The sequence below is a fragment of the Pseudonocardia terrae genome (genome assembly GCF_021343995.1).
Taxonomy (GTDB): domain Bacteria; phylum Actinomycetota; class Actinomycetes; order Mycobacteriales; family Pseudonocardiaceae; genus Pseudonocardia; species Pseudonocardia terrae.
The window spans coordinates 57732-82987 of the sequence record NZ_JAJTTE010000034.1 but is presented as its reverse complement, the minus strand read 5'-3'; the positions used below and the strand labels follow the sequence as shown (position 1 = coordinate 82987).

Annotated in this window: 29 protein-coding genes; 18 read left to right on the top strand and 11 right to left on the bottom strand. The window is 74.1% G+C overall.

Annotation, left to right across the window (positions count from 1 at the left end; translation table 11 throughout):
• Positions 1-55: 55 nt before the first annotated feature.
• Positions 56-451 carry a hypothetical protein gene (locus LWC33_RS22165; RefSeq protein ID WP_233306353.1) on the bottom strand — a complete coding sequence of 132 codons (396 nt, stop codon included), beginning with the start codon at positions 449-451 and terminating at the stop codon, positions 56-58.
• A 171-nt stretch (positions 452-622) separates the two neighbouring features.
• On the opposite strand from LWC33_RS22165, the gene LWC33_RS22160 reads away from it, so the two are divergent.
• Positions 623-997 (top strand): cupin domain-containing protein, encoded by a 375-nt coding sequence (locus LWC33_RS22160; RefSeq protein WP_233306352.1) that lies wholly within the window; start codon positions 623-625, stop codon positions 995-997.
• A 10-nt stretch (positions 998-1007) separates the two neighbouring features.
• On the opposite strand, the gene LWC33_RS22155 is transcribed toward LWC33_RS22160, so the two are convergent.
• Positions 1008-1193 carry a hypothetical protein gene (locus LWC33_RS22155; protein WP_233306351.1) on the bottom strand — a complete coding sequence of 62 codons (186 nt, stop codon included), beginning with the start codon at positions 1191-1193 and terminating at the stop codon, positions 1008-1010.
• A gap of 194 nt (positions 1194-1387) precedes the next feature.
• On the opposite strand from LWC33_RS22155, the gene LWC33_RS22150 reads away from it, so the two are divergent.
• The 15 genes from LWC33_RS22150 to LWC33_RS22080 all read left to right on the top strand — a co-directional run bounded on the left by LWC33_RS22150 (position 1388) and on the right by LWC33_RS22080 (position 12703).
• Entirely contained in the window at positions 1388-3199 is a 1812-nt protein-coding gene (locus LWC33_RS22150; RefSeq protein WP_233306350.1) for a SpoIIE family protein phosphatase, read from the top strand.
• Positions 3196-3582 carry an STAS domain-containing protein gene (locus tag LWC33_RS22145; protein ID WP_233306349.1) on the top strand — a complete coding sequence of 129 codons (387 nt, stop codon included), beginning with the start codon at positions 3196-3198 and terminating at the stop codon, positions 3580-3582. Before LWC33_RS22150 ends, LWC33_RS22145 begins: the two co-directional genes overlap by 4 nt.
• 45 nt (positions 3583-3627) lie before the next feature.
• Positions 3628-4488 carry a tryptophan 2,3-dioxygenase gene (locus tag LWC33_RS22140; RefSeq protein WP_233306348.1) on the top strand — a complete coding sequence of 287 codons (861 nt, stop codon included), beginning with the start codon at positions 3628-3630 and terminating at the stop codon, positions 4486-4488.
• An 11-nt stretch (positions 4489-4499) separates the two neighbouring features.
• On the top strand, positions 4500-5498 hold the full coding sequence (locus LWC33_RS22135) for an amidohydrolase family protein (RefSeq protein WP_233306347.1): 999 nt from the start codon (positions 4500-4502) through the stop codon (positions 5496-5498).
• Positions 5495-6826: a kynureninase gene (gene kynU / locus LWC33_RS22130; protein WP_233306346.1), complete on the top strand. Its 1332-nt coding sequence runs from the start codon at positions 5495-5497 to the stop codon at positions 6824-6826. Before LWC33_RS22135 ends, kynU begins: the two co-directional genes overlap by 4 nt.
• Positions 6819-8147: an FAD-dependent oxidoreductase gene (locus LWC33_RS22125; RefSeq protein ID WP_233306345.1), complete on the top strand. Its 1329-nt coding sequence runs from the start codon at positions 6819-6821 to the stop codon at positions 8145-8147. Before kynU ends, LWC33_RS22125 begins: the two co-directional genes overlap by 8 nt.
• The gene (locus LWC33_RS22120; RefSeq protein WP_233306344.1) at positions 8144-8587 is read left to right on the top strand and encodes a RidA family protein; all 444 of its coding nucleotides are present in this window, start codon (positions 8144-8146) and stop codon (positions 8585-8587) included. The genes LWC33_RS22125 and LWC33_RS22120 overlap by 4 nt, the downstream gene beginning before the upstream one ends.
• Positions 8584-9129: a 3-hydroxyanthranilate 3,4-dioxygenase gene (gene nbaC, locus LWC33_RS22115; protein ID WP_233306343.1), complete on the top strand. Its 546-nt coding sequence runs from the start codon at positions 8584-8586 to the stop codon at positions 9127-9129. Before LWC33_RS22120 ends, nbaC begins: the two co-directional genes overlap by 4 nt.
• 119 nt (positions 9130-9248) lie before the next feature.
• A complete protein-coding gene (locus tag LWC33_RS22110) occupies positions 9249-9710 on the top strand; it encodes a hypothetical protein (RefSeq protein WP_233306342.1) in 462 nt (153 codons plus the stop codon).
• Between the two features lie 46 nt (positions 9711-9756).
• Positions 9757-10317, top strand: a complete 561-nt coding sequence (locus tag LWC33_RS22105; RefSeq protein ID WP_233306341.1) for a bestrophin-like domain — start codon at positions 9757-9759, stop codon at positions 10315-10317.
• A gap of 50 nt (positions 10318-10367) precedes the next feature.
• Entirely contained in the window at positions 10368-10547 is a 180-nt protein-coding gene (locus LWC33_RS22100) for a hypothetical protein (RefSeq protein ID WP_233306340.1), read from the top strand.
• A 91-nt stretch (positions 10548-10638) separates the two neighbouring features.
• The gene (locus tag LWC33_RS22095) at positions 10639-10962 is read left to right on the top strand and encodes a hypothetical protein (RefSeq protein WP_233306339.1); all 324 of its coding nucleotides are present in this window, start codon (positions 10639-10641) and stop codon (positions 10960-10962) included.
• Complete coding sequence (locus LWC33_RS22090) at positions 10950-11291, top strand: hypothetical protein (RefSeq protein ID WP_233306338.1); 342 nt, start codon at positions 10950-10952, stop codon at positions 11289-11291. Before LWC33_RS22095 ends, LWC33_RS22090 begins: the two co-directional genes overlap by 13 nt.
• Before the next feature lie 259 nt (positions 11292-11550).
• Entirely contained in the window at positions 11551-11724 is a 174-nt protein-coding gene (locus LWC33_RS22085; protein WP_233306337.1) for an RNA-binding protein, read from the top strand.
• A gap of 1 nt (position 11725) precedes the next feature.
• Positions 11726-12703: an Acg family FMN-binding oxidoreductase gene (locus tag LWC33_RS22080; RefSeq protein WP_233306336.1), complete on the top strand. Its 978-nt coding sequence runs from the start codon at positions 11726-11728 to the stop codon at positions 12701-12703.
• 213 nt (positions 12704-12916) lie between these two features.
• Here LWC33_RS22080 and LWC33_RS22075 read toward each other — a convergent pair whose 3' ends face one another.
• Complete coding sequence (locus LWC33_RS22075; protein WP_233306335.1) at positions 12917-13963, bottom strand: CGNR zinc finger domain-containing protein; 1047 nt, start codon at positions 13961-13963, stop codon at positions 12917-12919.
• 191 nt (positions 13964-14154) lie between these two features.
• Between LWC33_RS22075 and LWC33_RS22070 the strand changes: the two genes are divergently transcribed.
• On the top strand, positions 14155-15720 hold the full coding sequence (locus LWC33_RS22070; protein ID WP_233306334.1) for a DUF222 domain-containing protein: 1566 nt from the start codon (positions 14155-14157) through the stop codon (positions 15718-15720).
• Positions 15630-15914, top strand: a complete 285-nt coding sequence (locus tag LWC33_RS22065; protein ID WP_233306333.1) for a hypothetical protein — start codon at positions 15630-15632, stop codon at positions 15912-15914. The genes LWC33_RS22070 and LWC33_RS22065 overlap by 91 nt, the downstream gene beginning before the upstream one ends.
• Positions 15915-16073: 159 nt before the next feature.
• On the opposite strand, the gene LWC33_RS22060 is transcribed toward LWC33_RS22065, so the two are convergent.
• The 8 genes from LWC33_RS22060 to LWC33_RS22030 form a co-directional block, all read right to left on the bottom strand.
• Complete coding sequence (locus tag LWC33_RS22060) at positions 16074-16481, bottom strand: class I SAM-dependent methyltransferase (protein WP_308190984.1); 408 nt, start codon at positions 16479-16481, stop codon at positions 16074-16076.
• 290 nt (positions 16482-16771) lie between these two features.
• A complete protein-coding gene (locus tag LWC33_RS22055) occupies positions 16772-17620 on the bottom strand; it encodes an ABC transporter permease (protein ID WP_233306332.1) in 849 nt (282 codons plus the stop codon).
• On the bottom strand, positions 17617-18564 hold the full coding sequence (locus LWC33_RS22050; protein WP_233306331.1) for an ABC transporter permease: 948 nt from the start codon (positions 18562-18564) through the stop codon (positions 17617-17619). The genes LWC33_RS22055 and LWC33_RS22050 overlap by 4 nt, the downstream gene beginning before the upstream one ends.
• Positions 18565-20100, bottom strand: coding sequence for an ABC transporter substrate-binding protein (locus LWC33_RS22045; RefSeq protein WP_233306330.1), 1536 nt, complete (start codon positions 20098-20100; stop codon positions 18565-18567). It lies immediately after the preceding gene.
• 406 nt (positions 20101-20506) lie between these two features.
• Positions 20507-23755 carry a bifunctional cytochrome P450/NADPH--P450 reductase gene (locus LWC33_RS22040; RefSeq protein WP_233306329.1) on the bottom strand — a complete coding sequence of 1083 codons (3249 nt, stop codon included), beginning with the start codon at positions 23753-23755 and terminating at the stop codon, positions 20507-20509.
• The gene (locus tag LWC33_RS22035; protein ID WP_233306328.1) at positions 23752-24546 is read right to left on the bottom strand and encodes a hypothetical protein; all 795 of its coding nucleotides are present in this window, start codon (positions 24544-24546) and stop codon (positions 23752-23754) included. The genes LWC33_RS22040 and LWC33_RS22035 overlap by 4 nt, the downstream gene beginning before the upstream one ends.
• Positions 24543-24674 (bottom strand): hypothetical protein, encoded by a 132-nt coding sequence (locus LWC33_RS35350; protein ID WP_255692472.1) that lies wholly within the window; start codon positions 24672-24674, stop codon positions 24543-24545. Before LWC33_RS35350 ends, LWC33_RS22035 begins: the two co-directional genes overlap by 4 nt.
• 290 nt (positions 24675-24964) lie before the next feature.
• Complete coding sequence (locus tag LWC33_RS22030; RefSeq protein WP_233306327.1) at positions 24965-25228, bottom strand: type 2 periplasmic-binding domain-containing protein; 264 nt, start codon at positions 25226-25228, stop codon at positions 24965-24967.
• Positions 25229-25256 lie beyond the last annotated feature (28 nt).

Here is a 25256-nt window from a genome sequence, read left to right as displayed (position 1 = left end):
TCGTGTGTCACGACTCGCCCGAATCAGCGCGCTTCACCGGTGGATCCAGGCTGAGCTAACGGCCGGACCCGGCGGTGACGATCACGGTCGAGCCGCTCACCGTCGCGCTGATCCCGGGCGTGGCGCTGGCCGAGGCCCAGGGGGTGCCGAAGGCGTCGACGTCGAACTCGATGTCGACGTGCGGGTGCCCGGCACCGGCCGGGATCTCCACGCACAGGTCGGCCTTGTTCTCGTGACCGAACCGGTGGCCGACCTCGAAGTTCCACGCCTGGTCCGTGTGCAGGACCGCGCCCACCGCCGGACGGCTCTCCCACTCGCCCGACTCGTACGCCACGATCGCGAGGTCGCGGTCGACGAGGTTGAGGATCTGGAACCGGCGGGGGTAGCCGGCCACGAGGATCTCGGGGTCGTCGACGGCGGTGGCGGGAGCGGTCGTGGCGGGGGCGGTCATGGCGGGTGTCCTTCGCTCGAGGTGGGGCCGGTCGACCGGGCGGTCGGCGACCTCACGACGGTCCCGCCGACGCGGGCCGGGCCCCATCCGTCGCCCGGCCGGTCCGGCGCACGACCCGGCCGTCGGTCGATCGGGGGACGTCGCGAGTACTCACAACGAAGGGGAGACACCATGTCCGAGACCCTGCAGCCCGTGGACCTCACCGTCGTCGACACGAACACCGCGGAGTGGCAGAAGTTCCCGATCCCGCAGATCGAGGCCGTGCTCGACTGCCTGCCGCTCCTGTCGGATCCCGACACCGGCATGCAGGTCATGAAGATGGTCTACAAGGCCGGTTTCACCAACCCCTGGCACACCCACCCGTGCGCCCACGGGATCTACGTCCTCGACGGCACGCTGTCCACTCACCGGGGCGACTACCCGGCCGGCAGCTTCGTCTGGTTCCCGGAGGGCGGCACGATGCACCACGGCGCCACCGCCGACGCGGACTGCACCTTCCTGTTCATCACGAACAAGCCGTTCGACATCCACTACTCCACGGACTGACCCGCGGGGGTCAGTCCCGGCGCGGGCCCCGCGCCCGCTCCCGCAGCGCGAGAACGGCGCGGTCGCGCAGCTCGTCGGCCGCCTTGATCCCGGTCTGGACGAACGGGATCATGTCCCGGACCAGGTCCAGGACCGCGGCCGTCACGTGCTCCGGCCGCGCCGTCCGCGAGAGCCACGTCCCCGGTACCACCGCCACACCGTCACCCCCTGGAATCGGTCCCGCCGCAGTCAAGCCGAGGACGGACCGCGACGCCAGGGCCGGACGCCGTCTCGTCCGGTGTCCGGCGAAAGTCGGGTCGGCACCGCCGCGCGTCGGACGCACGAAAGGACCACGATGGTCGTGGCACCTGCCACACTGGACCGCTCGACGAGTGCCGCGGAGGCCGCCCGGTGAACACCACGCGCGCGCACGGCACCGCCCTGCAGCGGCTCGCGGTCGCCCTGCTGGGTGCCGTCACGCCCGAGGCGATCGGCCGGGTCTCGGTCACCGTCTCGGTGCAGCTGCTGGGCGCCGACGCCGGGATCCTCTTCGACCGCACCGACGCCGGCACCCTGACCTCGCTGTTCAGCGTCGGCTGGCCCGCCGAGATCGAGGCGCCGTACCGGCACCTCGAGCTGCGCCGGGGACGCCCGTTGTCCGACGCGGCGCTCGACGGCACCCCCGTGTGGCTCGAGGGCGCCGGCCAGTGGCGTGCGCGCTACCCGGAGATGGCCGCGATCGGCACCGCGGGCGACCGCGAGGCCACCGCCTGCCTGCCGCTGCGCGTCGACGGCCGCGACCTCGGCGCGATGGTGTTCAGCTTCGACCGCCCGCACGCGTTCGGGCCCGACGAGCGGGCCTACCTCGAGGCCGTCGCCGCCCTCTGCGCGCAGGCGCTGGACCGCGCCCGGCTGCTCGTGGTGGAGCGCCGCGCGCGGGGCGACGCCGAGCGGGAGCGCGACCGCATGGAGGTCCTGGCCCGCACAGCGGGACTGATGGAGGAACCGCTGTCCGTCGAGGAACGTCTGCAGCGGCTGGCCGACCTGATGGTGCCCGCGCTGGCCGACTGGTGCGCCGTCCACCTCGTGCGGGGCGACGAGGTGGAACAGATCGCCGTCGCCCACGACGACCCGGCCCGGCTCGACTTCGTGCTGCGGCTGCAGGAGCGGTACCCGCCGGACCCGTCGGAGCGGAGCGGCGCGTTCGAGGTCAGCCGCAGCGGCACGCCCGTGTTCCTCCCCGACATCCCGGACGAGCTCCTCGTCGCCGGCGCCGTCGACGAGGAACACCTGCAGCTGATCCGCTCGATCGGCATGCGGTCGGCGGTCCTGGTGCCACTGGTGGTGCGCGGGCACAGCCTCGGGGCGCTGACGCTGGTGCACGCCGAGTCGGGCCGGCGGTTCGACGAGCTCGATCTCGCGTTCGTGCAGCGCGTCGCGGGTACGGCGGCCGTCGCCCTGGACAACGCGCGGCTGTACCAGCAGCAGCGGCGGATCGCCCACACCCTGCAGGCGGCGCTGCTGCCGACGGTCCTGCCCGACACGCCGGGACTGCGGCTGGCCGCGCGGTACCGGCCGCAGACCGACGAGCGGACCGGCGTCGAGGTGGGCGGCGACGTCTACGACGTGGTGGCCACCCCGGACGGCCGGTCGGCGGCGATGATCGCCGACGTCTGCGGCAAGGGCCCGGACGCCGCCGCCCTCACCGCCCTGATCCGGCACACCCTGCGCGCCGAGGTCGCGCACGGCCTCGGCCCGGTCGACGCGCTCCACCGGCTCAACGACGCGATACTGCGCGAGGCCCGCGCCGACGGCCGGTTCGCGACGGTGGCGCACGCGCGGATCGCGGTCGAACCCGACGGCGGGGCCACGGTGACGCTGGTCGGGGCCGGGCACCCGCCCGCACTGGTGCGCCGCACGGCCACGGTCGAGCTCGTCCCGACGTCGGGGACCCTGCTCGGCGTGTTCCCCGACCCCGTGCTGCGCGAGACGACGCTCCGGCTGGACCCGGGGGACATACTGGTGCTGTACACCGACGGGGTGACGGAGGCCCGAGGCGTGGACGGCTTCTACGGCGTGGACCGCATGACCGCGGCGGCGGGCGCACCTGGCCCGTGGACCGCCGCGGCGCTCGCCGACGCGCTGCTGACGGACGTCGTGACCTTCCAGCAGGGCGTGCTGCACGACGACGTGGCCCTGCTCCTCGTCGAGGTGGCGCCGTGAAGCCGGTCCCGGAGGACGCCGCCCCCGACGACGCCGCCCCCGACCCCGCCGACCAGGAGGGCGCCGCCGTCGCCGAGGTCGTGCTCGACGGCGAGCTCGACATCTCCACCCTCGACCGGGCGACCCACCGGGTCGAGGAGGCCGAGCGCGGCGGGCCACGGCTGCTCGTCGTCGACCTCTCGCAGCTGCGGTTCGTCGACTCGTCCGGGGTCCGGCTGGTGCTCCTCGCCCAGGAGCGGGCCCGGGCCGAGGGCCGCCGGGTCGCGGTGCGGCTGGGAACGGGACCGGCGCTGCGGGTGTTCCAGGCGCTCGGCCTGGTGGACAAGCTCGACGTGCTCCCGCCGCGTCCCGTCGGCGAGACCGCGCCCGGCGCACGGACCTGACGACCGCGTCCGGCGCGCGCCGGACCTCCACCCCGGGGAGCACCGATGACGTCGCCACCGGCGGGCAACACGAGGTCGCTGGAGGCGGACATCGTCCGGGACCTCCGGTCGACGACCTCGTACGGCTCCTACCTGTGTCTCGACCGCCTGCTCGACGCGCAGCACCCGCGCAGCGAGCCGCCGCACCACGACGAGATGCTGTTCATCATCCAGCACCAGGTGTCGGAGCTCTGGCTCAAGCTGGTCCTGCACGAGCTGCGCGCGGCGATGCGCAACATCGCGGCGGACGACCTGGCGCTCGCCCTCAAGCAGCTGGCCCGGATCAAGCACGTGCAGCGCACGCTCACCGACCAGTGGTCCGTGCTGGCCACCCTCACCCCCGCCGAGTACGCCGAGTTCCGGCCGGCGCTCGGGCCGTCGTCGGGTTTCCAGTCCCACCAGTACCGCGCGGTGGAGTTCGCGCTCGGCAACAAGAACGCCGACATGATCGAGGTGTTCGGCCACGACCCGGCCGCGCAGGCGCTGCTGCGGGAGCTGCTCGACGCGCCCAGCCTCTACGACGAGTTCCTCCGCTACCTCGCCCGGCTCGGCCACGCGGTCCCGGCGCACCTGCTCGAGCGCGACGTCCGGCGGGCCCACACCTTCGACGCCGGCCTGGTCGAGGTGTTCCGCCGGGTCTACGAGCACGCCCACGACCACTGGGCGGTCTACGAGACCTGCGAGGAGCTGGTCGACATCGAGGAGAACTTCCAGCTCTGGCGCTTCCGCCACCTCAAGACGGTCGAGCGGACGATCGGGTTCAAGCGCGGCACGGGCGGGTCGAGCGGGGTCACGTTCCTGCGCGAGGCCCTCTCGCTGACCTTCTTCCCGGAGCTGTACGCGGTCCGCACCGAGATCGGGCGGTGACCGTGGCCCCGGTGACAGACGTCCACACCCACTACGTGCCGCGGGGCTGGCCCACCCTGCCCGGCACCGGCCCACGCCCCTCGCTGCGGGTCGACGGGCCCGGAACGGCGACCATCCTGCTCGGCGAGCACCCGTTCCGGGTGATCACCGACTCGGCGTGGAACGCCGACGTGCGGCTGGCCCACATGGACGCCCACGGCGTGGACCGGCAGGTCCTCTCCCCCACCCCGGTGTTCTTCTCCTACGAGCAGGCGGCCGACGCCGCGGCCCGCACCGCCGCCGTGTTCAACGACCTCGCCCTGGGGATCGCCGCCGAGGCCCCGGACCGGCTGCTGCCGTTCTGCCAGGTCCCGCTGCAGGACGCCGACGCGGCGTGCCGCGAGCTGGACCGGGCCGTGGCGGCCGGGCACGTGGGCGTCGAGATCGGCAACCACGTCGGCGACCGCGACCTCGACGACGTCGGGATCGTGACGTTCCTGCAGCACGCCGCCGCGCTCGGGGTGCCGGTGTTCGTGCACCCCTGGGACATGCCGGAGTCGTTGCGCAGCTCGCGGTGGATGGCGCGGTGGCTGGTGGGGATGCCGGCCGAGACGCACCTGTCGATCCTGGCGCTGGTGCTCGGTGGCGTGTTCGACCGGATCGGCCCCGAGCTGCGGATCTGCTTCGCCCACGGCGGCGGCTCGTTCCCGTTCTGGATCGGCCGGATGGACAACGCCTGGCGCGAGCGGCACGACGTCGTGGGCACCTCCGAGCTGCCGCCCTCGGGGTACCTCGACCGGTTCGCCGTCGACTCGGTGGTGTTCGACGAGCGGGCGCTGCGGCTGCTGGTCGACACACTCGGCGCCGAGCGGGTCCTGCTCGGCACCGACTACCCGTACCCGCTCGGCGAGCAGGCGCCCGGGTCGCTGATCCGCGGCGCCTCCTTCCTCACCGAGGCCCGCCGGGACCTGCTGCTGGGCGGCAACGCCGAGGCGTTCCTGGGCCTGCCCGCGCGCGAGGGGGCGGGATGAGCACCGTGGTGTGCCCGGTCGACGAGGCGCATGCGCTGCACCTCGACGCCGTCGACCCGCTGCCCGCGCGGCGGGCCGACTTCCACGTGCCGCCGACCACCGCGGGCGGGTACGCCGAGGTCGCCTACCTGGCCGGGAACTCGCTCGGGCTCCAGCCCCGCGCCACCCGCGCGGCGCTCGAACAGGAGCTGGCCGACTGGGCGCGGCTCGGGGTCGAGGGGCACCTCGAAGCGGGGCGGCCGTGGAAGCCGTACCACGAGCTCCTGCGCGATCCCGCCGCCCGGCTCGTCGGGGCCCTGCCCGCCGAGACCGTGGTGATGAACTCGCTGACCGTCGACCTGCACCTGATGATGACCAGCTTCTACCGGCCCACCCCGGAGCGGTACGCGATCGTCGTCGAGGACAGCACGTTCCCGTCGGACTCCTACGCCGTGCAGAGCCAGGCCCGGCTGCACGGGCTCGACCCGGCCGAGGCGGTCGTCCGGCTCCGCCCGCGACCGGGCGAGGACTGCCTGCGCACCGAGGACGTGCTGGGGTTCCTGCGCCGCGAGGGGCACCGGGTCGCGCTGGTGCTGTTCGGCGGGGTCAACTACCTGACCGGCGAGCTGATGGACGTCCCCGCGATCACGGCGGCGGGCCGGGCGGCGGGTGCCGTGGTCGGCTGGGACCTGGCGCACGCCGTCGGCAACGTCCCGCTGCGGCTGCACGAGTGGGGTGTCGACTGGGCTGCGTGGTGCCACTACAAGTACGTCAACGGCGGGCCCGGCGCCGTCGCCGGGTGCTTCGTGCACGAACGGCACATCGCGGACCGGACCCTGCCGAAGCTGCAGGGCTGGTGGAGCACCGATCCGGCGACCCGGTTCGCGATGGGGCCCGACGTCGCCCCCGTCGACACCGCGGACTCGTGGCAGCTCTCCAACCCGCCGATCCTCGCGATGGCACCGGTCCTGGTCTCGCTGCGGATGTTCGACGAGGTCGGGATGGAAGCGTTGCGGGACCGCAGCGTCCGGCTCACCGGGTACCTCGCCGACCTGCTCGCCACGGCGTGCGCGGACGTGTCGGCCCGGGTGATCACCCCCGCCGACCCGCGGCGGCGCGGCTGCCAGCTCTCGGTGCGGATCACCAGGACGCCGGCCGAGGAGGTCTGCGCGCGGCTCCGCCACGAGCACGGGGTGATCGCCGACGCCCGGCCGCCCGACGTCGTCCGGTTCGCGCCGGTCCCGCTCTACTGCACCCACCACGACGCCTGGCGGGCGGCGACCGCGCTGGCCGCGGTGCTGTCGTCCGGTCCCCTGTCGTCCGGTTCCGGGGAGACGCACGATGCCTGAGCCGACCTGGTCCGGGGCCCCCGTCGGACGGGTGGCCGTGGTGGGCGCCGGGCTGGCCGGCTGCCTGCTCGCCGCCCTGCTCGGCCGGCGCGGCATCGCCGTCGACCTCTACGAGCGGCGCCCGGACCCGCGCAGCGCGGGTGCCGAACGCGGCCGGTCGATCAACCTCGCGATCTCCGCCCGCGGCCTCGACGCCCTCGACCGCGTCGGGCTCGCCGACCAGGTCCTCGCCGAGGCCCTCCCCATGCGCGGCCGGACCCTGCACCCGGTCCGCGGCGCGCTGGGGTTCCAGTCCTACTCCGCGGACGGCACCCGGGCGATCAACTCGATCGGCCGGGCGCGGCTCAACCACGCCCTGCTGGACTGCGCCGAGAAGACCGCCGAGGTCGCGCTGCACTTCGAGCACCGGCTCACCGCCGTCGACCCGGCCACCGGCGAGCTGACCTTCGCCGGGGGCGGCACCCGTCGCGCCGACGTCGTGATCGGGGCCGACGGCGCCTGGTCGGCCGTCCGGCGGTCCGTGCAGTTCACCGAGGGGTTCGACTTCCGCCAGGACTTCCTCCCGCACGGCTACAAGGAGCTGGAGATCCCGCCCACCCGCGGCGGGGACTTCGCGCTGGACCCGGGCTCGCTGCACATCTGGCCGCGCGGGTCGTCGATGATGATCGCGCTGCCGAACCCCGACCGCTCCTTCACCTGCACGCTGTTCTGGCCGCAGGAGGGGCCCGGCGGGTTCGCCGCGCTCGACACCCCCGAGGCGGTGACCGGCTACTTCGCCGCGCACTATCCGGACGCCGTGCCGCTGATGCCCACGCTCGCCGAGGACTTCCTGCGCAACCCGGTCGGCTCGCTGGTCACGATCCGCTGCGCGCCGTGGGTGCGGGGCCGGGTGGCGCTGCTCGGCGACGCGGCGCACGCCATCGTCCCGTTCTTCGGGCAGGGCGCGAACTGCGCCTTCGAGGACTGCGTGGAGCTCGACCGCTGCCTCGACGCCGCCGGTGGGGACCTGGCCGTCGCGCTGCCGCGCTACCAGGAGCGGCGCAAGGCGAACGCCGAGGCGATCGCCGACATGGCCCTGGACAACTTCGTCGAGATGAGCGACCGGGTGAACTCGCCGGTCTTCCGCTGGACCACGAGGGCCCGGCACGCGCTGGAGCGCGTCGTGCCCGGGTACGTGTCCCGCTACGAGCTCGTCTCGTTCACGACGTTGCCGTACTCGCAGGTCGAGGGGCGCATCCGCCGGCAGGACCGGATCGCCGGTGCGGTCCTCGCGGCGGGTGTCGCGGCGGGCGCGGCCGCCCTGCGGAGCGTGCGGTCATGAGCGACGACGCCTTCCTGGTCCCGGGGCGGGCCCGCCCCCGCGGCCGGTTCCCGCACGCCCGCCGCGCCGGCGACCTGATCTACGTCTCCGGGACGAGCAGCCGCCGCCCGGACGGGACGTTCGCCGGCGCCGCGGCCGACGCGACGGGCACCACGGCCCTGGACATCCGGGTCCAGACCCGCGCAGTGATCGAGAACGTCCGGGAGATCCTCGCCGCGGCCGGGTCCGGGCTGGAGGACCTCGTCTCGGTCACCACCTACCTGGTGAACATGAACGACTTCGGCGGCTACAACGAGGTCTACGCCGAGTTCTTCGACGAGTCCGGCCCGGCGCGCACCACGGTCGCCGTGCACCAGCTCCCCCATCCCCACCTGCTGATCGAGATCTCCGCCGTGGCGTACCGCCCCGTGCCGGGACCCGAGCCGAGGGAGCACACATGACCGGGATCAGCGAGCCCGTCCGGTTCGACGGCTGGGTCGACGAGCACCGCCACCTGCTGCGGCCGCCGGTGGGCAACAAGCAGCTGCACGAGGGGGCCGAGGACCTGATCGTGATGGTCGTGGGCGGGCCGAACCAGCGCCAGGACTACCACGTCGACCCGTACGAGGAGTGGTTCTTCCAGATCAAGGGCGACATCCACGTCCACCTGGTCACCGCCGAGGGCCCGCGCACGGTGCACATCCATGAGGGCGAGTCGTGGCTGCTGCCGGCCGGGGTCCCGCACTCGCCGCAGCGGCCGCAGGAGGGCTCGATCGGGCTCGTCGTCGAGCAGGTCCGCAAGCCGGGGACGCTCGAGAAGTTCCAGTGGTACGCCCACACCGCCGACACCGCGACGCTCGTCCACGAGGTCGAGCTGCAGGTCGGCGACATCCGTGCGGACCTGCCGCCGGTGTTCGCGGAGTTCTACGAGAAGACGCTGCCCACCCTGCGCGGGGCCGACGGTGCTCCGTTGTCGCGGGACGCGTTGTCCCCGGCGACGTGAGCAGAACCGCATCCGTGCGCAGGTTCAGATCGTCACCGAGTGGGCACCCGGGTGTCCGGTGGGATCGGCCGAGGGGCTCGGCCGGGTTGTTGAGCCGACAGCAACTGAAGGCGGGACCGATGCTGGAACAGAGCAGTGCGCCGACGCAGGGACAGGTCACCGCCGGGCTTCCTCCCGAGACCGGCGGGTTCACCGTGACCGCCAACGCCGCGGAGTGGCGGTTGTCCACGCCGAAGGGCGCGGGCCCGCCGTCGGCCGACCAGATCGGCACCCTGCTGCGGGAGTGGCTGCGCACCCTCGCCTGGCCCCGCGCCCAGACCGCGCTCGTCCTGAAGGCCGTGGCCGAGGCCGTCGACGCGCTGCAGCGCTGCCGGGACGTCCCCGCGGTCCTCCTCGCCGAGCTGCGGATCGAGACGACCCAGGTCGCGACCGCAACTGCCCGGTGGCTGCAGATCCTTGTCGCCGGCGGGGGCGCGACGGCCGGCCCGGACGTGTCGACGCTCCGCGAGCTGGTGGACGACGTGACGGCCGGTCCGGGTGCGACGATCACGATGCAGAGCCGCGTGGTCCCACGGTGGTGAGGGAACCCGTCCCGTCCGGCGCCGGGGGTGTCGACGTAATCCCGGCGTGATCAGCTGCGAGCAGGGCGGTGTGATCACGTGGCTGGCCGACACCTCCCTCGCGCTGCTGACCGCGGTGATCTTCTTCGCGGTGTACCTCGCCGCGGCGGTCGTCCTGGTCGTGCTGTACCTGGTGCGCCGGTCCGGCCACGCAGCGGCGCTCGGCCCGCTGAGCCCCGGGCTGCTGTCGCCGCTGGGGCTGATATTCGGTCTTCTGGTCGGGTTCCTCGTGGCCGACGTCTGGTCCGACCGTGCCCAGGCCGCGACCGCCGTCGGCCAGGAGGCGAGCGCCCTGCGCGACGTCGACCTGCTGAGCAGCGCGTTCCCGGCCCAACAGCCGCAGATCCGGCAGCTGCTGCGCGACCAGATCGACGAGTACGTCGCCGGCGAGTGGCCGCGGATGGCCGACGGGCAGGGCACGTTGACCCTCGCTCCCGCGCTCCTCGTCCAGATCCGGGGCGTCGTCCTGGGAGTCCCGATCCAGAGCGACGGCCAGCGCGTGGCCCAGGATCGCCTCGAGACCTCGATCGACCGGGCGCTCGAGGCCGCCGCACCCGCCTGGCGCTGAGCACCTCCGCCATCGACCCCCTGCGGCTGACGGCGTTGTACCTGGTCGCGGTGACGACCCTCGCCGCCATGGCGTGCGTGCAGGCCGACCGGCTGCGCCGGGCCGCGACCGCCCTGGCGCTCCTCGCCACGGCCATGGCGCTCGCCCTGACGCTGCTGGTGGCGCAGGGTGCGCCCTTCACGGGCCACTACGCGATCGGCCCCGATCTCCTGCTCCAGGTGCACCCGTGAACACCGCTCCAACTCCCGGGCCCGGCGTTGGCGTGGTTCTGGAGCGGCCGTTGCGAGCCTCGGTGCCCCACACGCACAGGAGGACCTCACGATGACCGAGCACGCCGCCGGCACCCGGCGCGGCCGGAGCCCCCTCACCCTTCTCTCGATCGTCGCCGGCTTCGTGCCCTGGATCGCCTTCTCCTTCGTCTCCACCCGGCTCGCCGCGGACGGGGTCGCCTGGAGCGCCCTGCTCGCAGTGGCGATGACGGTGATCGCACTGGTCCACGGACGCCGCCGACACGCCCCGACCCGGCTCACCCTGTACTCGTTCGTCCTGTTCGGGTCGCGGTGGTCGGCTTCGTCGGCGGCCCGGACGTCGACCGCTGGCTGTTCGACTGGGGACGGCCCCTGGTCGGGGTCGTGCTCGGACTGACGATCCTGGTCACCGCACCGTTCTCGCCGTTCACGGCGGAGTACGCCCGGCAGAGCACGCCGCGCGAGTACTGGGGGTCGCCGACGTTCCTGGAGATCACCCGGACAATCTCGACGGTCTGCGGCGTCGCGCTGGTGGTGATGGGTGTGGCCGCCGTCGTGGTCAGCGCCCTCGATGTGCACGCCGACGGGACCGACAGCGCATACCTGCTCGACCTGCTGCTGAACTGGGTCGTCCCGATCGTGGCGATCGTCGTCGCGGTCCGCTTCACGGCCGTCCACCCGGCCCGGGTCACCGGCGACCGGCCCACCGACGCCGCGGCGCCCTGACGGCGAGGACGAACACCACAGTGCTCCACGCCGCCCGCAACCCGACCGAGGCCGCGGAGGCGCGCGACGCCCTGGAGCGGGCCGTGCGGACGCTCGACGCCTCGTCGCCGTCCCGGAGCCGAAAGGCTCGTCCGACTCCTAGGACGACCCGCGTCCCCTGGGTCGGAGGGCCGCCGGGAGCTCTCCGTTCGGCCCTGGTGCCCACCGCGGCGCCGGACGACCGTCGGCCGGGCCCGGCACCACGACCCCAGGAGCGACCATGCCCACCAGCGCCAGCACCGCGACCGTCGTCGACGACAGCGGCGTCCGCATCGGCACCGTGGACCAGGACGGGAAGGTGCTCGACTTCGCCCATGTCCGCATCGGTACCAGCCGGTCCGACGGGGTCGCCCTCGACTTCTCCGGACGCCGGCTCGGGCGCGTCGTCTCCTGACATGTCCACGGATCTCGCCGCCGGCATGCTCGAGCGGTCCGTCCAGCTCGCGCTCCGGGCGCCGTCGGTGCACAACACCCAGCCGTGGCGCTGGCGGCTGCGCCCGCGCGAGGTCGAGCTGCACAGCGACGCCGCGCGACACCTGCCGGGCACGGACCCGGACCGCCGGGACCTGGTGATCAGCTGCGGCGCCGCCCTCCACCACCTGTGCGTGGCCGTGGCGGGGTTCGGCGGCGCCGTCGACGTCGACCGGCTGCCCGATCCGGAGGACTCCACGCACCTGGCCACGGTCCGGCTCACGGACGGGCAGCCGGACCCGTCCGCGGCCGCGCTGTTCGGCCAGCTCGCGCGCCGGCACAGCGACCGGCGGAGGTACTCGCCGGAGCCCGTCCCCGCGGCGCACCTGGCGGCGCTGGTCCAGCGCGCCGCCCAACTCGGCGCGGTCGCGGTCCCGGTGACCGATCCTGCGGTCCTGACGAAGATGAACGATGTCCTCGGGCAGGCCGCTCGGGAGCAGCGCCACGAGCCCGGCTACCTCGCCGAGCTGTTGATGTGGACCCGCCGCTACGCCGACGCCGGCGACGGTGTGCCACCCGCCGCCGTGCCGGTCCGGACCGGCCAGTGGGACGAGCCGGGCCTGCAGCGTTTCCCGTCGGGCACCCTGTCCCCCGGCCACGGACTCGGGCCCGACGGCGGCGTGCTGCTCGTGCTGGCGACGCCGGACGACGACACCGCGGCGCGGCTGGCGGCCGGGGAGGCCACCAGCGCCGTGCTGCTCACCGCCACGCGCGGCGGGCTGGCCACGGACCCCCTCAGCCAGGCCGTCGAGATGCCGGACGCCCGGGAGGGCCTGCGCGCCGCGCTGGGTCTCGCGGAGCACCCGCAGCTCGTGATCCGGCTGGGCTTCCCCGCGCCTGGCGCGCCGCCGCTGGAGCCCACGCCCCGCCGTCCCCTGCGGTCGGTCCTACTGCCGCCGTGAGGGGGTGATCGTCCGCCCCGGACACGCCGGTGATCGCCCGCCCCGGCCCGCCGGGATGAGGCCACCCTGCTGAGCCTTGGTCTTCCCGCTCTTCGGGTAGGTCGTCGGGTGGTGCCGTCGTGCGGCGCGGCTGAGGGCGGGGGTCGACGATCAAGCCTCGACGACGAGTGGCGGAGGCCGGGACGCAGGCGCCCGGCCCCCGCGTTCTGCCGGCTACCGCGCCGCAGCGGCCTGCGACTCGCTCATGTCGCCGCCGATCCACTCCCACATGGTCCAGCGGTAGCTCCCATCCTCCTCGACCTCGTACTCGATCACGTTCGCGACCTCGCCGAGGCGGCCGAGCTTCTCCGACTTCGTCTGCGCGGTGCCGAAGACGCCGTAGCTCGCCTTGTACCCAGGCCCCGTCGGCCGGCCCACACCACCGCCGACCCAGTCGACGAGATCACCGGCCGGCGACATCATCAGCACGTGGCCCTCCCCGTAGAGGACCCCGCCGGGCCGGATCGTCTGCCGGTAGGTTCCGGTGTCCGCGATCTCCTGTCCCAGCAGGTTCCCGCTGCCCTGGAAGGACACCTCGATCCAGACCTGCTCGCCCTCCGTGGGGAGGACGCGGACGCCCGTGATCCTGCCGGCGGACTCGCCCAGTCGATCACCCAACATTGCTGGTGCACCTCCTCGTGCGTCCGTGCCCCGGTCGGCCGGCCGAGGCGCACCGGACAGGGTGGGCCTGCCCTGCCCGCGCTCCAATACGGAGAGGTACGTACTGGCGGTGATCACGAAGCAGCCCTGGCTCCCGGCACGAGAATCAGCGGGCGGGAACGCGATGGTCAGTGCGTCGTGGCGCGGCCGCGGTGGACCCGCACGTTGATCCGGGGGGCCGCAGGTCCTGGTGCAGTAGGTCCGGCGGCCTCCCCTGGAGACGTCGATGAACACCCGCCGGCAGTCGGGCGCGGCACAGGCGTCGAGGCGCTCCTCCGTGGCTTCGGCCACGATCGCCGCGAGTCCGGCGATGGTCACCGCACGAACCCGCACCACGACGTCGGCCTGGTCGTCCGCGTAGTGCAGGTGCGGGGCCTGCCCGTCGTGGGTGGAGAGGAACGGTCGGGCCGCAGCCTCCGCCAGGAGCTCGTTGACCCGTCCGACCAACGCAGGCCCTCCGGCGAAGATCGGACGCAGGCGGTCGCCCCAGACCAGCAGCGCGGCCAGCTGGTCGTCGTCGACGGTGGCGCGGGCGACGAGCCGGCAATCGTCGGCCAGCACCCGGTATCGCATCCCGATGTGAGGCCACTCAGGTGTCGCCTACCCGCTTCGTGGGGAGCGGTGAGTGAGACGCGACGAGTGGTCCGACCTCTGAGGGCAGCGCCGTACCGGTCCACGAAGGGCGCGCCGAATGGCATCTGAACTGCGACGATGTGCTGCATTTCGAACTGGTGTTCGACTAGGATCAGGGCATGGACGCAGGGGCGGTCGGCACCGCGCGCGAACGCCTCCAGCAGGCCATCGCGCAACTGGTCGACGCCGCCGGACCCACCGCCGCGGCCGACGCGGTCGTCGATGGGCTGCGTGCCTTCGAAGAGGCCCGCCGGGCGCTGGACCGCGCCGTGGTCGAGGCGACCGCCGATCTGCAACGGCGGGGTGTGTTCGCCGAGCGTGGCTACCGCTCCCCCACCGGGGCGCTGTCCGACCTGCTCGGGTGGGAACGCTTCCAAGCCCGCCGGCGGGTGATCGCCGCCGAGAACGTGTGCGCACAGATCGGGCTCGACGGCAGCGTCCTGCCCGCCCGGCTCCCGGCCACCGCCACCGTGTTCGCCGCCGGCGAGGCCGGGCTACGCCACGTCGAAGTCATCGCCCGCCTCCTCGACAGCGGCCCCGCCCGCCGACTACCGGCAGAAACCTGGGCCGGCGCCGAAGTCCAACTCGCCGCCAACGCCGCCAACTACACACCTTCCGAGCTGCACACCTGGGGCACCCAACTGATCGAGCTCCTCGATCAGGACGGGCCCGAACCCGACGACTCCCCACCGGTGCAGCTCAACGAACTACGCCTCTCCCGCTTCCGCACCCGCCCCGGCGGCAAACTCGCCGGCCGCTACGACGACGCCGCCCTGTTCGACGCCATCGCCGCCGCCATCGACGCCGGCGCCGCACCCCGCGACCCCGACGACCCCCGCACCGCCGCCGAACGACACGCCGAAGCCCTCGCCGAAGTGTGCGCCCAAGTCCTCTCCCGCGGCCGGCTCCCCGAGACCGGCGGGCGGCGCCCCCAGCTCACCGTCACCGTGCGCCTGGAAGACCTGGAGCGCCGCGCCGCGTCCGCCTCCCTGGAATTCGGCGGCCAACTCACCGCCCCCACCCTGCGCCAACTGGCCTGCGACGCCGCCGTCATCCCGGTCGTGCTCGACGGCCGCGGGGTGCCCCTCGACGTCGGCCGGATCTCCCGCACCGTCCCCGACGGACTCCGCCGCGCCGTCACCACCCGCGACGGCGGCTGCGCCTTCCCCGGCTGCGACCGCCCACCCTCCTGGTGCGAAAATCCACCACGTCCACGAATGGCAACACGGCGGCCCCACCGCGCTGCACAACCTCGTCATGCTCTGCGCGGTGCACCACCGGCTCATCCACCACTCGCACTGGGAAGCCCGCATCCTCGACGGCCTGCCGGAGTTCATCCCACCGTCCTGGATCGACCTCAGCAGAACGCCCCGCCGCCGACCACCACCGCTCCTCCAGCCGGTGGGGTGAGCGCCCACGGGCAGGTCTCACCAATGACCTGGAAGGCGCGCCGTCATGCGCTGCTGTTCGACGCGGAGGTCTACCTGGCGGCCCGCAGGACTGGCCCTACCGCGATCGCCGTCGGCCGGGTCCGAGCGCGACACCCCGCCGAGCTGCGGGGGTTATCTACGAGGCGCTCCTCCGGCTCGAGGAGGTGGAGCCGGTCGACCGGACCGTCGACGTCGACGGCCGCACCCGCCTGGCCCTGCGCCACGACGGTGCAGAGCGGGACCGCGACCTGCTGATCGACGTCGACTCCGGCCACTATGCCGGCGAGCGCGACGTCGTCACCGGCTACGCGGGACCACTCCCGGCCGGCACCATCACGGCGACCAGCAGTGTCCTCACCGCCGTCGTCGACGAACCCGGTGTTCTCCCTCCCGGCTTCGACGCACCCAGCCGTACCGGCACCCCGCACGACGACCGAGGGAGCACCTGAGCGAGATCCACGCCGGGTCTGGCCGACCTCAGCGTCGGACCGTCCGCAGCACCCGGGTGACCATGGGCAGCGCGAAGCCGGCGTCCGTGATCTCCGGCCGCGCGGCGAGGTAGCGGCGCAGTCGGTCGAAGGCGGCCTCGCGGTCCTCCCGCGAGCTGATCAGCGCCCGGCGAGCACCCCGCCCGGCCGCAGCACGCGCGCGATCTCGGGGAACGCACGCCCGGGGTCGAACCAGTGGATGGCCTGCCCGACCAGAACGGCGTCGACCGAGGCGTCCGGGAGCGGGATCTGCTCGGCGGCCCCCTCGTGGGCCTCGACGTCGGGCAGCTCTGCGCGGAGCCGGGCGAGCATCGCGGGATCGGGCTCCACGCCGACCACCTCGCGGACCCGGCCGACGAGGCTCGCCGTCAGTTTCCCGATCCCGGCGGCCAGGTCGAGCACCCGGCCCCGCACGGTGCCGAGGGCCCAGTCGACCGCCGGGCCCGGGTAGCCCGGCCGGTGGGCCGCGTAGGCCTCCGCGCTCGGGCCGAAGGACCGCGCCCGCGCGGGATCGGGGAGCTGCGTCACCACCCGACCGTAACCGCCGGTGCGATCAGCGGCCGCCGTTTCCACCGCAGCCTCGCGACGGCGGCAGGCAGGAGGGCGAGGCAATGGGGCAGTCCGGCGACGGGCGTCGGGTCGACGGGGCGCGGTGGTCGCCGCGACCCCTGAGCTCGGGCGGAGCCGGTCGGCGACCCGCATCGCCCGGCGGGTGATCAGCTCGAACACCTCTCACCAGTCGCCCGAGCGGGCCACGTACGGGCCGCCGGTGAAGCCGGCCCATTCGCGACGGCGAGGAACGGCCCGTCACCGCCGCGTCAATTCCCTCCCTCATTCTGACGACGGCGACGAAAACGCGACACGACGACGGGTCTGGGCCCGGGAGAACGGCGTCCCGCCACGGAGTCCCCGAGCGCACGCCCGGCGAGAAGCGCCAATGCCGCGACGAGGACGACGGCCACCGACGGGGCCAGGACGACGTGCGGTGCGGCGAACAGGAACTCCCGGCCCTCGGCGACCATCGCACCCCACTCCGGGGAGGGCGGCTGGATGCCGAGCCCGAGGAACGACAGGCCGGACACCGTGAGCAGCGTCCCGGCGAACCGCACGCAGGCGTGCGCGACGAGCGGGCGGGCGATGTTGCGCAGGACGTGCCCGCCGAGCACCCGGGCCCGCGCGGCCCCGAGGGCGCCGGCGCCCTCGACGTAGCCCTGCCCGAGCTCCCGCACCGTGAGCTGGTGGGCCTGCCGCGCGAACGGGGTCCAGCCGACGAGGGTCACGGCGATCAGCAGGGCCACGGTCCCGGGTCCGAGGACGACCGCGGCGAGCAGCCCGAACAGGACCGTCGGGAGCGCGGCGAGCAGGTCGGTCAGGCGCAGCACCGCCCGCCCGACGGGCCCGCCCGCGTATCCGGACGCCAGCCCGACGGCGGTCCCGACGACGCCGGTGACCAGGACCGTCACCGCCGACAGCCCCAGCGTGAGCCGGGCCCCGACCAGCAGCCGGGCGGCCACGTCACGGCCGAGCTGGTCGGTCCCCGACGGGTGCGCGGCCGACGGCGGGCGGAGGATCGCCGCGAAGTCCGTGGCCACCGGGTCGGGCAGCAGCATCGGCAGGACGACGACCAGGAGCAGCAGGATCCCGGCCCCACCGGCGAGCCGCCTCACCGGTCCGCCTCGCGGTCGTGGGCGACCGGGTCGAGCGCGAGCTGCGCGACCTCGGCCACCATCCCGGCGACCACCGCGACGGCGACGAGGACGAGCGTGCCGGCCTGCAGCACGGGCAGGTCCCGGGCCAGGACGGCGTCGAGCAGCAGCCGGCCCACCCCGGGGATCCCGAACACGGTCTCCACCACCACCGCCCCGCCGAGCAGCCCGGCCACGAACATCCCGGACAGTGAGGTCACCGAGGTCAGCGCGAGCCGGGCGGCGTGCCGCCAGAGCACCCGCCGCTCCGGCAGCCCCTTCGCCCGGGCGAGTCGGACGTGGTCGCGGCCGAGGACGTCGATCGTCTCGGCCCGCACCAGCTGCGCCGCCAGGGCGGCCGGGTAGGCGGCCAGGGTGAGCACCGGGAGTACCAGGTGCTCCGGCCCGCCCCAGCCGATGGCCGGGAACAGCCCGGCGCCGACCGCGAACACCAGGACCAGCCACGGCGCGAGGACGAACTCGGGCACGGCGATCCCGGCGATGCCGGCGGCGGACAGGGCCCGGTCGAGCGGGCCGCCGGGGCGTCGGGCGGCGAGCACCCCGGCCGGGATGCCCACCAGCGCGGCGAGCGCGAGGGCGGCCCCGGTGAGCAGCCCGGACACCCCGAGCGCCGACCCGAGCTGGTCGGCGACGGGCGTGCGGGCGACGTAGCCGATGCCGAGGTCCCCACGCAGCACGGCGCCGAGCCACCGCAGGTACTGCCCCGCCACCGGGCCGTCGAGCCCGAGCTCCGCGGCGACCCGGGCCGTCACCGCGGGGTCCGGCGCGTCGGAGGCGACCCGGGCGCGGAGCACCGCCCGCGTGACGTCGCCGCCGACGAGCCGGGGCAGCGCGAACGCCACGACCGAGGCCGCCAGCAGGATCAGCGGGAGCGGCAGCAGCCGCCGCAGCAGCGGGCCGAGCACTCAGGTGTCGGTGCGCGACAACGGGGGCAGCACCGGGCGCACCCCGAGCGGGTCGGCCACGAAGCCGCTCGCCCCGCGCGAGCCCGCGGTGTTCAGCGGGTGCACCACCATCACCCCGACGGCGTCGGCGGTCAGCACGCGTGCCGCCTCGGCGAAGAGGCGCTGCCGCTCTGCGGTGTCGGTCACGGTCGGCAACCGGGCGGTCAGCGCGTCGTAGGCCGCGGAGCAGTAGTGATCGATGTTGTAGCTGCCTGCGCAGGTGTAGTCGGAGGTCAGCGTGCTGGTCGCGTCCGGGTAGTCCGACAGGTAGCTGCGCGAGTTGAGGAACATGTCGAAGCGCCCGGCGAGCACGTCGGGCTCCTGCGCGGAGTAGTCCCCGACGGTCACCTCGACGCCGATCCCGGCCCGGCCCAGCATCGACTGGATCGCACCGGCCAGGACGGGCATCTCCGGGCGGTTCGGGAAGGTCCACAGCCGCACCTGCAGCGGCCGATCCGGGCCGTACCCGGCCTCGGCGAGCAGGGCCTTCGCGCCGTCGACGTCCGCTCCCGGCGGCGGGGCGGTCCCGCCCCACGGCACCGCCGCCCCGAACAGGTCCGCCGCGGGCGCCGCCGCACCGCCGAGCACCTGCGCGGCCAGCACCGGTCGGTCGATCGCCTTCGTCACCGCCTGCCGCACCCGCAGGTCCGAGAAGGGCGCTGCGGACTGGTTGAGCAGCAGCTCGATCGTCCGTGCGGCCGGATACTCGGCCACGTCGACGCCGGCCGAGCGCAGCTGGTCCAGCGACGCGTTCGGCAGGCCCTCGGCGAACTGGACGTCGCCGGACTGCAGGGCCAGCGCCCGGCTCTGCGGGTCGGTCACGTACCGCACGGTCACGCGTGCGGCGCCGGCCTTCGGGCCCCAGTAGCCGTCGTTGCGCACCAGGACCGCGGAGTCGGTGCCGTTCACCGTGTTCAGCACGTACGGGCCGGTGCCCGTCCGGACCACGTCCGGCTGCCCGCCGGTGTAGGCCGCGGGCGCGAGGATCCCGAGGTTCCCGCTGCTCATCCGCAGCGGCACGACCGGGTCCGGCGCCGCCGTCGTGATCCGCACGGCATCCGCGCCGTCCGCGGCGATCGTGAACCCGATCCCGCGGATCGAGCGCGGGGGCGCCGTGACGCCCGCGATGTAGCGCAACGCCGTGACCACGGCGTCCGGGGTCAGCGGGCTGCCGTCGTGGAAGGTCACGCCGTGGCGCAGCACGAACCGCCAGGTCCGCGGGTCCGCGGTCTGCTCCCACGAGGTCGCCAGGCCCGGCGCGGGCTGCACCGCGTCGTCGACCGTCGTCAGGGTCTCGGCCACGCCGAGGCTCTGGAGCCGGGCCCCGTCGTCGGCGTCGAAGGCGTACGCGGCACGCGGCGGGAACTGCAGCGCCACGGTGAGCTCGCCGTCCGCCCCGGCCTCGCCCCCTCCGCCACCCTGTCCGCTGCACCCCGCGGCCAGCAGGATCGCCCCGGCCACCGCGGCCACCAGCCGCGCCGCCCGCCGTCGTGGCATCCGGTCGTCACCTCGCCCCTCGTCCGGGCCACCCCGGCTCCGGCGCGGCCGGGTGCATCATCTGTGCAACTGTTCAGGTTGGTCAACATGAGATCCACCGAGCTCAGTTGCGCGGCGGAACGAACTGGGGCCGGCGGGTCAGCCCGCCCTGACCCATCTGTCGTCTTTTCGACCTCGACGTCGAGGGCGGGGTTGGATCACCCCGCTCCGCAGGTTAGGGTCCGGCGGACCTCGCGGTTCCGGGCACGCCAGGACCGCGGGCGTGCCCGCCCGTCGGCTCGTGCACCGGAGAGTGCCCGTGTACCCGCGGCGGTCGAACCAGGCGCCTGCCCGATGCCCACCCCTCCGGCCTCGCGGCAGGCGCCCGCTCCCGCCCCGCCGCTCCTGAGGGGCGGGCGTCCGCGCGCTACACCACCGCGGTCTCGCCCCAGATGTCCTCGAGGTAGCGGTTGCTCGTCCGCAGGCCCGCGAGCCAGGCCTCGCCGTCGGACGCCCCGGTCCCGGTCTTGGCGCGGAACACCGAGACCAGCGCGGCGCGCACGCCGGGGGCCATGGTCGAGGCGTTGCCGCACACGAGCACGACGGCCTCGTCCTGCAGGGCCTCCCACACCTGGTCGGCCGACGCCTCGAGGGCGTGCTGGACGTAGCGGTGCGGGTAGCCCTTCACCCGTGAGCACGCCCGGATCAGCGTCGCGACACCGTCGGCCTCGTAGCCCTTGAGCTCGTCGGCGTAGAGCAGGTCGTCCTCGGGGTCCCGGCAGCCGAGGAACAGCAGCGACCGGGCGATCGGCACGCCGCGGGCCCGCAACGACTCCCGCTCCTGGAGGAACCCGCGGAACGGGGCCATCCCGGTGCCGGCGCCCACCATGATCATCGGTACGTGCGGGTTCTCCGGTGGCCGGAAGGCGATGGTCGGCTGCCGGACGAAGGTGAACACGGTGCCGCCCTCGGGCACCGCGCTCAGGTGCCCGGAGCAGACCCCGCGGAAGGTCGAGCCGTCCCCGCTGCGCGCCGGGCCCTCGAGCACGCCGACGGTCACCGAGGCGGCGGAGCTCATCGTCGGCGACGACGAGATGGAGTAGTAGCGCGGGCGCAGCGGCGGCAGGAGGTCGAGGTACTCCGCGAACGGGAGGTCGCACTCCGGGTGCTCCTCGAGCAGGTCGAGCAGCGTGCGGCGCGGCGCTGCGATCTTCTCCCGGTAGCGGGCCTTCGCCTCGTCGTCGGTCCCGGCCAGCCCGGCCAGCTCGTCGCGGTAGGGCCCCTCCGGCATGTGCGCCGCCATCGCCGCCAGGCCGGCCCGGCTCGCGACGTCCTGCAGCTCCACGCAGCCCGCCAGGATGCCGAGCAGCGGGTAGGGCTCGCCGATCGGCAGGTGGGTCGGGCTCGCCCCGCTGGCGGTGAGCGTCGCGTACTGGCCGCCGTCGAGGCCGAAGCGCGCGATCACCCGGTTGACGACCGCCATGTCGTTGCGCGGCAGCACCCCGAGGTGGTCGCCCGCGGCGTAGGTCGTGCCCGTGGGCAGCGCGATCTCCAGGTGCCGCACCGAGCGCCCGCCCGGGGTGCCCGCCCGGGCGGTGAGCTCGCGGTTGACGCGGACGGTCGCGGCCTGCCCGCGGTAGGACTGCAGGATCGGGCTCGCGGTGCGGCGCTGCTCCAGCTCCACGGCCAGCCGCGGGCCGCCGCCGGCCGCCGTCGTCGCCCCGGCCTCCAGCCCGAGCGCCGACCCGAGGGCGTCCCACAGCCCCGCGTACCAGGCCTCGAACTGCCCGTCGAAGTCGCCGCGCGCATCGCCCTCGCCGCGCGGGTAGACGCGCGTCGCGCCGCGGGCCTCGAGCGCGGCGTCGACCCGCGTCGGCACCGCCTGGTAGGTCGCGGCCCAGTCGCGGTTGCCGCAGCCGAAGACCGTGTAGCGCACCCCGGCCGCCGAGGTGGCGGCGTCGTCGGCCCACGTGCAGAACTTCCCCGCGTTGTCCGGGGGCTGTCCGTTGTACGACGAGGTGACGACCACGACCGCGCCGTCCGTGGGCAGCTCCCCGACCGCGTCGTCCAGCCCCGCGGTGCGCGCCGTGTAGCCCCGGTCCGTCGCGTCCCGGGCGATCCGCGAGGCGAGATCCTCCGAGGCCCCCAGATTGGAGCCGAACAGCACCAGCAGCGGGGTGCCGTGCCGGTCGGCCGGCGCGACGGCGAGGGCCGGGGACCGCGGGATCGAGACGACCTCCGCCTGCCGCGACGACGCGCCCCAGGTCCGGCCGCTGCGCGGGCGGATGGTGATCGTCAGGCCCTCGGGCTTGAGGGTCAGCGACTCCTTGATCTTCAGCTGGTAGTTCGCGTGGTCGATCAGCTCGAAGCGCTGCAGGACCATGCCGAGCACCAGGGTCGCCTCCTGCAGCGCGAACTGGCGCCCGATGCAGGCCCGCTGGCCGGAACCGAAGGGCCGGAAGGCGTTGGGGGGCAGGCCGTCGAGACGCTCGGGCGCGACGTGGTCCGGGTTGAACTCCTCCGCGTCCGGCCCCCACACCTCGGTCAGCCGGTGCAGCATCGGCGTCAGGGCGATGACCGCCTGTCCGGGCTCGAAGGGCCCCCACCCGCCCACGGTGGTCGCCCGGCGGGTCTGGCGGGTGAACGCCGGCGCGGTCGGCCAGAGCCGCAGCGTCTCGTCGAGGATCTGCCGGACGTAGCCCAGCTGCTGGACCTGCGCCACGGTGGGCGGCACCGACGGGTCGGTGCCCAGCACACGGTCGACCTCCTCGTACGCCCGCGCGACGACCTCGGGGTGCTTGAGCAGGTAGGAGATGGCGAACGACAGCAGCCCGCTGGTCGTCTCGTGGCCGGCGACCAGGAAGGTCTGGCACTGGGCGACGATGTTGTGGTCGGGCAGCTTGTTCCCCTGCTTGTCCGTGCCGACGAGCATGTGCCCCAGCAGGTCGTTCCCGGGGTCCCCGGACGCCTTCCGCTCCGCGAGGATCTTCCCCACCGTGTCGTCCATGAACCTGCTGTCGGCCTCGAGCTGTCGCTGGGCCCCGCGGCGCACCTTGATCGCCACCGGGAGCAGGCGCTGCCGGGCCTGGGTCTCGTGCAGCGCCCCCATCATCGCCGCGACGAACGGGTGCTGGCCCTCGCGGTAGAACGAGTTGAACCGGTAGCTGAACCCGCAGAGCGCGATGGTGTCGAGGGTCAGCCGCGTCATGTCGGCGGTGACGTCGATCGGCTCGTCGGTGTTCAGCCGCTCCCACTTGAGGCACAGCTGCTCGGCGATGTCGATCATCGGGTCGAGGTAGCCCTTCATCGCCCAGGTGCTGAAGCTGGGCAGCAGGATGTCGTGCGCGGACTTCCACAGTGGGTCGTCGGTGTCCGCGGTGAACAGCCCGGCGCTCTCGTGCGTCTTGCGCAACTCCCGCTGGCTCAGCCCGACGAGCTTGTCGAACCGGCTGTCGTCGCACAGGTCGTTCACCATCTCCAGGCCGGAGGCGACGTAGAGCGGCCCGTTGGGGGTGTTGAGCCTGAGCATCGGCCCCCACTCGCGCACGAGCTTCATCAGGTCCTGGATCATCGTGGCCTGGCGGATCTCGAACATGTTGCCGAGGAACGGCACGCCCTTGGGCCCGGGGATGTCGTCGACGGTCTTCGAGGTGACGGGCGTGACGGAGGCGGTCATGGCTGGTCACTCCTGAGGCTCGGGCTGGTGGTGTCGAGGGCCGGGGCGGCGTCGGGCGCGGGTTCCTGAGGCCCGGTGTCGGGCTCCGGCGCGTGCGCGGCCGCGCGGTGCGCGTGGCGCAGCAGGAAGATCGAGATCAGCACGACCCACGCGGGGAAGACGAGGACGGCCACGGGCTTGTTGGTCACCGCGAGCAGCAGGAAGGCGGCGAGCAGGTACGCGACCACGGCCGGTACCAGTGGCAACACCTTGGCGTTGCGCAGCAGGGTCGTGGTGGTGAGCGCGAACATCCCGGCCCCACGGACCGCGAAGATGAACACCAGGCCGTATCCGACGCCGGTGAGCGCCCGCGCCGTCTGCGGGTCCTCGGCGGGCGAGTGGCCGAAGTAGACGCCGAACGCCACCGCACCGGCGGCGGCCGTCCCGGCGAACAGCAGCGTCACGAAGATGGCCCCGGCCAGCAGGTTCAGCCCGTGCGCCATCGCCGACGGCGTCGGGGTCAGCGTGTCCAGGACGGCGCGGATCGCGGTCATGTGCCAGAGGAAGGCGATGCCCGCGAGCGGCACGAGATAGATCCCGACGGCGACGAAGAGCTGGTCGCCGCCGTTCGCGTAGAAGCCCGCGTACGCCGAGTCGGGGTCGGCGAGCGTCGGGGCCCGGTGCACCAGGAGCAGCGCCACCACGAACAGGACCGCGAAGACGATCCCGCTGATCGCCGCGATCCGCGCGGCCGAGGCGGTGTCCGACGACGACGCCCCGGTCGACGCGGATGCCGCTTCCGGCGCGGTCACCGGGGCCGCCGGGGCGCCGGCCCGTCGCGGGGCGGGCCCGGCGGCTCGAGGTCCTCGAGGTCCTCGAGGATCCGCAGCAGGTCGAGCGTGCCGGAGAACGGCAGTTCCCGGCCGGAGTCTGTCGTCACGGTGCCCCCCAGTCGCCCGTCGGCGGCGCGGAGAAGCTGGACCCTCAGGTACATGACCTCCCCCTGTCACCGCCGGACACGGTGGCAGGGGGAGGACGTGGCGGACCACGGTCGGACCTTCCAGCCGACCTTCCAGTTGACTCCGGCGGACCGGCCGGGCGCCGTCCGTGACGGGGAGCCGGGCTCAGTCCCGCGTGACGCAGCGGCGCCCGGTGCCCGGTGCCCGGACCCGCCAGCGGGCCGCGCGGGCTGCCAGAGCGCGAGCGTCATCGGCACCACCCCACCCGGGACTACACCCGGCCCGCCACCCGGGTCAGGAGGTCGCGCAGGTACCGGTGTTCCGGGTCGTCGTCGTACAGGGGGTGCCACCAGATCGCCTCGACGAGCGGGGCGACGTCCACGGGGCAGGGCAGCGCGCGGACCCCGAGCTCCACGGGGATCCGGTCGACGAGCCGGCGCTGCAGCAGCGCGACCCGGTCGGAGCCGGCGACCAGGCCGGGCACGGTCAGGAAGTTCTCGGTGACGACCTGGACGTCGGGTTCGATGCCGAGCATGCGCATCTGCCGCAGGGCCGGCGTCGAC

What these genes read in the sequence shown, in the direction of transcription:
- LWC33_RS22165 (WP_233306353.1), bottom strand. Translation starts at nt 451, where the DNA reads ATGACCGCCCCCGCCACGACCGCTCCCGCCACCGCCGTCGACGACCCC.
- LWC33_RS22160 (WP_233306352.1), top strand. Translation starts at nt 623, where the DNA reads ATGTCCGAGACCCTGCAGCCCGTGGACCTCACCGTCGTCGACACGAAC.
- LWC33_RS22140 (WP_233306348.1), top strand. Translation starts at nt 3,628, where the DNA reads ATGACGTCGCCACCGGCGGGCAACACGAGGTCGCTGGAGGCGGACATC.
- kynU (WP_233306346.1), top strand. Translation starts at nt 5,495, where the DNA reads ATGAGCACCGTGGTGTGCCCGGTCGACGAGGCGCATGCGCTGCACCTC.
- LWC33_RS22125 (WP_233306345.1), top strand. Translation starts at nt 6,819, where the DNA reads ATGCCTGAGCCGACCTGGTCCGGGGCCCCCGTCGGACGGGTGGCCGTG.
- LWC33_RS22120 (WP_233306344.1), top strand. Translation starts at nt 8,144, where the DNA reads ATGAGCGACGACGCCTTCCTGGTCCCGGGGCGGGCCCGCCCCCGCGGC.
- nbaC (WP_233306343.1), top strand. Translation starts at nt 8,584, where the DNA reads ATGACCGGGATCAGCGAGCCCGTCCGGTTCGACGGCTGGGTCGACGAG.
- LWC33_RS22110 (WP_233306342.1), top strand. Translation starts at nt 9,249, where the DNA reads ATGCTGGAACAGAGCAGTGCGCCGACGCAGGGACAGGTCACCGCCGGG.
- LWC33_RS22095 (WP_233306339.1), top strand. Translation starts at nt 10,639, where the DNA reads ATGACCGAGCACGCCGCCGGCACCCGGCGCGGCCGGAGCCCCCTCACC.
- LWC33_RS22085 (WP_233306337.1), top strand. Translation starts at nt 11,551, where the DNA reads ATGCCCACCAGCGCCAGCACCGCGACCGTCGTCGACGACAGCGGCGTC.
- LWC33_RS22080 (WP_233306336.1), top strand. Translation starts at nt 11,726, where the DNA reads ATGTCCACGGATCTCGCCGCCGGCATGCTCGAGCGGTCCGTCCAGCTC.
- LWC33_RS22070 (WP_233306334.1), top strand. Translation starts at nt 14,155, where the DNA reads ATGGACGCAGGGGCGGTCGGCACCGCGCGCGAACGCCTCCAGCAGGCC.
- LWC33_RS22045 (WP_233306330.1), bottom strand. Translation starts at nt 20,100, where the DNA reads ATGCCACGACGGCGGGCGGCGCGGCTGGTGGCCGCGGTGGCCGGGGCG.
- LWC33_RS22040 (WP_233306329.1), bottom strand. Translation starts at nt 23,755, where the DNA reads ATGACCGCCTCCGTCACGCCCGTCACCTCGAAGACCGTCGACGACATC.
- LWC33_RS22030 (WP_233306327.1), bottom strand. Translation starts at nt 25,228, where the DNA reads ATGCTCGGCATCGAACCCGACGTCCAGGTCGTCACCGAGAACTTCCTG.